Here is a 5,209-nt window from a genome sequence, read left to right on the forward strand (position 1 = left end):
GTGAGACTGCTATCAAAAGTTACCAAGTTCATGCTCAGTATTTCAATTTATAAACCTGAGTCTCACGTGAGACTGATGTAATAAAACAACCAATTCATGCCCAATATTTCAATTTATAAGCCTGAGTCTCATGTGAGACTGCTATCAAAAGTTACCAAGTTCATGCTCAGTATTTCAATTTATAAACCTGAGTCTCACGTGAGACTGATGTAATAAAACAACCAATTCATGCCCAATATTTCAATTTATAAGCCTGAGTCTCACGTGAGACTGCTATCAAAAGTTACCAAGTTCATGCTCAGTATTTCAATTTATAAACCTGAGTCTCACGTGAGACTGATGTAATAAAACAACCAATTCATGCCCAATATTTCAATTTATAAGCCTGAGTCTCACGTGAGACTGCTATCAAAAGTTACCAAGTTCATGCTCAGTATTTCAATTTATAAACCTGAGTCTCACGTGAGACTGATGTAATAAAACAACCAATTCATGCCCAATATTTCAATTTATAAGCCTGAGTCTCACGTGAGACTGATGTAAAAAAGCAATCAGGTTTATGCTCAGTATTTCAATTTATAAGCCTGAGTCTCACGTGAGACTGATGTAAAAAAGCAATCAGGTTCATGCTCAGTATTTCAATTTATAAGCCTGAGTCTCACGTGAGACTGCTATAAAAAGTTACCAAGTTCATGCCCAATATTTCAATTTATAAGCCTGAGTCTCACGTGAGACTTAGAGCAAAATTAAATCCCATTTTACGCAGGAGCTTAGGTACAACTACCTAATCAACAGGCAATGTGGAATATAACTTTAATATTAACAGCAATACATACTAATTCTTAATAGATTTATTGATGATATAGGGTTCTTGTCGTACTCTAATTAAAAATATACTTAGCTGGAGATTTACAGGTGCCAAAAAATACTAAAAAAAGAAAACCAATATCTTTAATAATCTATCACCACAAAGGTGGTGTAGGTAAAACAACGATTGCTAGTTGGTTATCATACTTGTTAGCCACTGGCGGTATTGCAAAGACAGACAAAAAACTGAATGTGGTTCTAGTTGACTTAGATAGCCAACAGAATGCAAGTAAAACCTTTTTGAGCATGAAAAAAGTGCCAGGATTACCCTACATGCTTCCGCCTCTGCACCCACAATATATAGAGGGTGCTCCTGAAAATGGTGACTGGAATGGGTATTCAACTTCCTCGGATATTTTATTTGATCGCCCTTTTGTTTATTACCCTGTAACTGGTGTTGAAACTCTTAGTGTGCTTCCGTCTGAGGGCAGGGTAGATAGACTTAATGAAGTTATGCATAAAGATGATTTCATTCCACTAATCGGGGATCTAGCAGAAAGATATATTGATATAGAAACTGAAATGGGGGAGGTGGACATAATAATTTTCGACACTCCACCTAGTAAAACAGCAATTTGTGAAGGCTTCTTATCTAAGTGTTCACATGTGTTGGTTCCAACGCAGCTAGAATATGACTCAGTAGATAGTGTGCCTCAGTTAATGGACAATATTAGACTCTATAATGAAGAGCGCCATGAGCCTATTGAAATAGTAGGTGTTATTCCTAATCTTGCTAGCTCAACGAGTCTTACTAATAATGAAGTTGATCAATATGCAACGTTAGAGTCGCACTTAAATAAACATAAAGCAGAACACAATATTACTGATGATCTATTGTTGGAAGATTTTTTCCTTGTTAACAGGGTTATATTCAAGCACAAGAAAAAACCCGACGCACTTGAAACTGTATTTTGTTTAAAGAAAGACAAAAAGGCTATGTTAGAAATGGATAGCCTTTATAACTATGTTAGAACCCGTTTGAATGTGGATTAAAAATGCCAAAAAATATGAACAGCAGAATCAAAGTAAGAGAGACACGACGCTTATCATCTGGTGTAGATAAACTTAAGAATGCACGTAAAGAGGCCGAAGCTGAATGCAATGACTTAGTAGCTGAAGTTGAAACGTATAGCACAGGTGCTAAAGATTGTGTAAGCGATAATCTTTCGGTTGCAACTGTTACTCCAGACGCAACTAACTCACGTGATTTCCCAGTAATAAAACCACATGGTGAAGCTGCTTTTTTAGCGGCACAAACTGAGAAAGTACCATATGTTATATTAGACAAAGGGGTTCTAATAAATAAAACCCCTATAGACCATCATTTGTATGAGCACATTGAAAACCAAATAGTAGACATAAAAAAGCTAGCTGGGCAAATAAAGGCAGGCGGTGGTTTATACCAGCAAGTTGAAGTTTATAGGACTGGGGGCATTAATTACCGCATTATATACGGCCACCGTAGATTCTACTCTATTATTTACACCATAGGTTGGGAGGGGATTTGGTCTTTTAGAGTTCATAGGCAGTCTCCTACACAGCCAAAACTAAGGCAGTTTGTTGAAAACAACTCAAGATCAGATTTAGCTTTACATGAACAAGTAAGGGCATTTTCTCAGGCCTATACTGAGGCTCAAGAGCTGAATCAAGAGATTACTAATCCTGAGCTTATAAATTTACTAGGTATAAGCAAAAGCTATTTTTATAAACTTAAAAAAATTATAGAAATCCCCCTTCTAGTCAAATCAATAGAAGTGGGTATAGGTTTAATAAATCACAGAATAATCGAGGCGTTATTTAAGCAAGCAGAAATTGAAGTGGAAAATGGAAACTTTAGCAACTTAGAAAACGCAGTTATGCCTCTATTGGTTGAAATATTTAAAAGCAATGATCGCGTAGTCCCTTCATTTTTAAGTCATGTAATAATCCCAGATAAAGAACCAAAAAAGGTTAAGTCGGGTAAATCGACAAAAAAGAAAATATATTCGACACCAAAAATAACATCAACCAATGTTATGAAGAAACTTTTAACAAGTGACATTACAAAATTAAAAGTTGATGGGGTAGATTGGAAAACGATTGACTGGGATGATGCTAAAACTGTAAATAAATGCTTAGCCCAGACAATAAAGTATTTAGAGGAATTTAATACAGATAAATAAAAACAAAGGCTTTGTAAATTTTACAAAGCCTTTTTTTAAAGCCTATTAAGTATTTTAAATGCCTAAAAGTTCGTCCCCAAAATCTAAATCAGGCTCACCTTTAATTACCAAATTATTATCTTCACTCTTCAAACTGGCACTTTGCTTTGATCCGTTAGCTGTATCAGAATTTGATTCGTCTATCGGCACTTCTGTTGGTACAGTAGTACCCAGAGTATGGTGCTTAATTGCTCCCATACCAATGGGCATATTCCCATTTTTAACCATTAAACCTAATCGAATTAAGTGCCTGATTTCTTCTGCTCTATCGTTAATGCTTACAAGATGATTATATATCTCCGGATGATCTATCTTGGTTACTTTTAAATTACATCTTACATAATCACCATTTGGGCTAGCCTTTGACATAGACCTAAACCTCTATTATTTCATTGCCGCACGCTTTGCAAGGGCTCTCATTCTTTGAATGCCACCTTCCTGAAAGCCTATAACATTTGCACGCAAGCTATCCTTTAATACCTCAATATTGTGGTTAGGAAAAGCTTTTTGGATTGCGTTTACATATAACTTAGCTGGCCCACCAACTACTATAATTCTATCTAGGTCCTGTGCGTCTCCAACTCTATTCACTAAAGCAGTTATTGCATCATCAGCCACTGAATTAATAGCATCAGTAAAATCAAATGCAGGTGTCTTATCATCACCCTTGTGAATAGGGAAGTCCATCTTGTGACCAAACAACCTTAAATTACCTGTAATGAAAGCTTGATCAAGTAGCTCGACATTAATCTCTTTAATTCGCTTGAACCTATCATCTGCTGAAAATACTTTATATGCAGCATCAGCTACTTTCTGAAGAACCTTAGACATACCGCCCTCATAATCTCCAGACCTATTTTCATTAGCCATTAAACCTTTTGTTAGGAGCCAATCAAAAGTCAAATAACCCACATCACATACCAGCAGATTCTCTTGTCTCATTTCATTATAACGAGATTGACCTCCCTCACGCGCATAAGCAAGTAACCCACCTAGCGGCTGCGCAATAACCCATGCATCTTTAATAACTACTGTACGGCCGTCACCTAGATCATGAGAACCAATAACCATTTTTTGCAATTCTTCTTTTCGAGGCATTACCGATACTGGTAAACCGCAAACCATAAGATCAATTTCATCATCAGGTATCATCTTTAGCGCACCTTTGAAGAGCGCTCTATATCTTTCTGAATCTATGTAACCCTCAGTGTTTAGAACTCGTGTAGATCTTGGGTCTGCTGATGCTTGCACATCCTCACCCACCTCATAGACGTTATCACCAACCGGTACAAAGACTGTTTTCCTTGCACTTAATATATCACCACTTAGATTTTGCATGTTGTGATTCACTGATACTGGCACGCTTGGGAAGGTTCTAATAACAAAACCATCAATAGTTTCATTTGTAACTATTGACGTTGTTCCATATCCGCACTCAATTGCTCGGCAAACTGCTTTTTTTGACATATATCCACCCAATTACTTTATGTATTACAACCTTAAAAATTGATAGAAGTCCCATGCGACCTCCAAGAAGTCCCATGGAACACCAGCACTATAAACGCTTTGAATTGAAACCGCAAGACTTGGCGCAAGGTGTCCTTCAAGACTTCTTAGAAGTCCTGTGAGACACCTGCTTTTAAACCTGTTGAAAATCCGGAAAAGCAAGTGTCCGGAGCGACCTTGTAGAAGTCCTGTGGGACACCTGCCTTGAGTACCCTTGCAGCTCGTTTGCTCATGGCGCTAAATGTTGATGTGCTGGCGTCAAACCATCAGCCACTCTTTACCTTGTATTGCCTTGGACTTATTAAAAGAATAATAACTACCCCTACATAAGCTTACTTAATCACCACAAAAGCCTTTTATTTAAGTCAAAATATCAACTGTAAAGAAAAATAGGGTCGGTCACATCGTACCCGAGCAGGGTGTGAGGTCACGCAAGCAAATCAAAATGAGCGGGTATAGTGCAATAAGACCATTTTATTCACTGCTTTTGATTTGAGACTACGTACCCGAATTAGTGTAAGGCGCATTAACCGTAATGGGTACGGTACGCATGGCTTCGTACCCGAGTAGGGAGCTTTATCACAATAAACACTGTTAATTGAACAGATGTTTGAAAGCATACAAGAGCTTTTCAT

Annotated in this window: 4 protein-coding genes; 2 read left to right on the plus strand and 2 right to left on the minus strand. The window is 37.4% G+C overall.

All coding sequences use genetic code 11. The features are described from left to right. The first annotated feature begins 915 nt into the window (after positions 1-915). The gene (locus H5058_RS10995) at positions 916-1,860 is read left to right on the plus strand and encodes a ParA family protein (protein WP_182678207.1); all 945 of its coding nucleotides are present in this window, start codon (positions 916-918) and stop codon (positions 1,858-1,860) included. Between the two features lie 2 nt (positions 1,861-1,862). Further along, positions 1,863-3,029 carry a hypothetical protein gene (locus tag H5058_RS11000; RefSeq protein WP_182678209.1) on the plus strand — a complete coding sequence of 389 codons (1,167 nt, stop codon included), beginning with the start codon at positions 1,863-1,865 and terminating at the stop codon, positions 3,027-3,029. A 54-nt stretch (positions 3,030-3,083) separates the two neighbouring features. Here H5058_RS11000 and H5058_RS11005 read toward each other — a convergent pair whose 3' ends face one another. Both H5058_RS11005 and H5058_RS11010 read right to left on the minus strand, forming a co-directional pair. Next, entirely contained in the window at positions 3,084-3,437 is a 354-nt protein-coding gene (locus tag H5058_RS11005; RefSeq protein ID WP_179808135.1) for a hypothetical protein, read from the minus strand. A 15-nt stretch (positions 3,438-3,452) separates the two neighbouring features. Beyond that, positions 3,453-4,535 carry a PRTRC system protein D gene (locus H5058_RS11010; protein ID WP_182678211.1) on the minus strand — a complete coding sequence of 361 codons (1,083 nt, stop codon included), beginning with the start codon at positions 4,533-4,535 and terminating at the stop codon, positions 3,453-3,455. Positions 4,536-5,209 lie beyond the last annotated feature (674 nt).

This window comes from Pseudoalteromonas sp. SR45-4 (genome assembly GCF_014163535.1).
Taxonomy (GTDB): Bacteria; Pseudomonadota; Gammaproteobacteria; order Enterobacterales; family Alteromonadaceae; genus Pseudoalteromonas; species Pseudoalteromonas nigrifaciens.